The following is a 1,698-nucleotide window of genomic DNA, read 5'->3' as shown; positions in this document are numbered from 1 at the left end:
GTTCTCGACGAGATCCTCCACCACTGGGGGATCGGCGAGCGTCGAGGTGTCGCCGAGCGATCCGACGTCGCCCTCGGCGATCTTGCGCAGGATGCGGCGCATGATCTTGCCCGAGCGGGTCTTGGGCAGGCCGGGGGCGAATTGCAGCGCGTCGGGCGTGGCGATCGGGCCGATCTCGCGGCGCACCCATTTGCACAGTTCGTCGCGGAGCTCGTCCGACGCCTCAACGCCGGCATTGAGCGTCACATAGGCGTAGATGCCCTGGCCCTTCACCTCGTGCGGCATGCCGACGACCGCCGCCTCGGCCACCTTGGGGTGGGCGACCAGCGCGCTTTCGACCTCGGCGGTGCCCATCCGGTGGCCCGACACGTTGATGACGTCGTCCACCCGGCCCGTGATCCAGTAATCGCCGTCCTCGTCCCGCCGGCATCCGTCGCCGGTGAAATACTTGCCCGGATAGGTCGAGAAATAGGTCTGGAAGAAGCGGTCGTGATCGCCCCACACGGTCCGCATCTGCCCCGGCCACGACCGGGTGAGGACGAGATTGCCGTCGGCGGCCCCCTCCAGCACCTGTCCCTCGGCATCGACGAGCTGCGGTGCGACGCCCGGCAGCGGCTTCGTTGCCGAGCCGGGTTTGAGGTCGGTCGCGCCAGGCAGCGGGGCGATGAGGACGCCACCGGTCTCGGTCTGCCACCAGGTATCGACGATCGGGCAGCGGCCCTCGCCCGCCACGTCGTGGTACCAGCGCCATGCCTCCGGGTTGATCGGCTCGCCGACGCTGCCGAGCAGTTTCAGCGACGCGCGGCTCGTCGCCTTCACCGGCGCGTCGCCTTCCTTCATCAAGGAGCGAAGGGCGGTGGGCGAGGTGTAGAGCGTGTCGACCCCGTATTTATCGACGATCTGCCAGATGCGGCTGGCGTCCGGCCAGTTCGGCACGCCTTCGTGCATCAGCGTCGTCGCGCCGTTGGCGAGGGGGCCGTAGACGATGTAGCTGTGCCCCGTGACCCAGCCGATATCGGCCGCGCACCACCACACCTCGCCCGGGCGATAGTCGAAGCACCAGTGATGCGTCAGGCTCGCCCAGAGCAGATAGCCGCCGGTCGTATGCAGCACGCCCTTCGGTTTCCCGGTGGAGCCCGAGGTATAGAGGATGAACAGCGGGTCCTCGGCATTCATCGGCTCGGGCGGGCAGTCCGCCTCGACGCCCGCCGCGGCATGCTCGAACCAGATATCGCGGCCCTCGGTCATGGAAACCTCGCCGCCGGTCGCCTTGATGACCAGCACGGTCTCGAGGCTCGGGGCACGCTTCGCCGCCTCGTCGACATTGGCTTTCAAGGGCACGCGCCGGCCACCGCGGCAGCCCTCGTCAGCGGTCACCACGAGCGTCGAATCGCAATCCTCGATGCGCCCCGCCAGCGCCTCGGGCGAGAAGCCGCCGAACACCACCGAATGGATCGCCCCGATCCGCGCACACGCCAGCACCGCGAACGCCGCCTCCGGGATCATCGGCAGGTAGATCGTCACCCGATCGCCCTTCCGCACGCCCTGTGCCTTCAGCACGTTGGCGAAGCGGCAGACCTCGGCATGAAGCTCGCGGTACGTGAACCGCCGCCCCTCGGCCTCGGGGCTGTCCGGCTCCCACAGGATCGCCGTATCGTCGCCGCGGTCCGCCAGATGCCGGTCGATGCAGTTGACCGA

General features: G+C 68.7%; 1 protein-coding gene. It reads right to left on the bottom strand.

Annotation, left to right across the window (positions count from 1 at the left end; translation table 11 throughout):
* Positions 1–1,698, bottom strand: a 1,698-nt coding sequence (gene acs, locus FHR19_RS17450) for an acetate--CoA ligase (RefSeq protein ID WP_184031223.1), incomplete at both ends; no start/stop codon positions are given.

The sequence above is a fragment of the Sphingomonas yantingensis genome (assembly GCF_014199325.1).
In the GTDB taxonomy this organism is placed as follows: domain Bacteria; phylum Pseudomonadota; class Alphaproteobacteria; order Sphingomonadales; family Sphingomonadaceae; genus Sphingomonas; species Sphingomonas yantingensis.
This window is presented reverse-complemented; position numbering and strand designations above follow the sequence as displayed.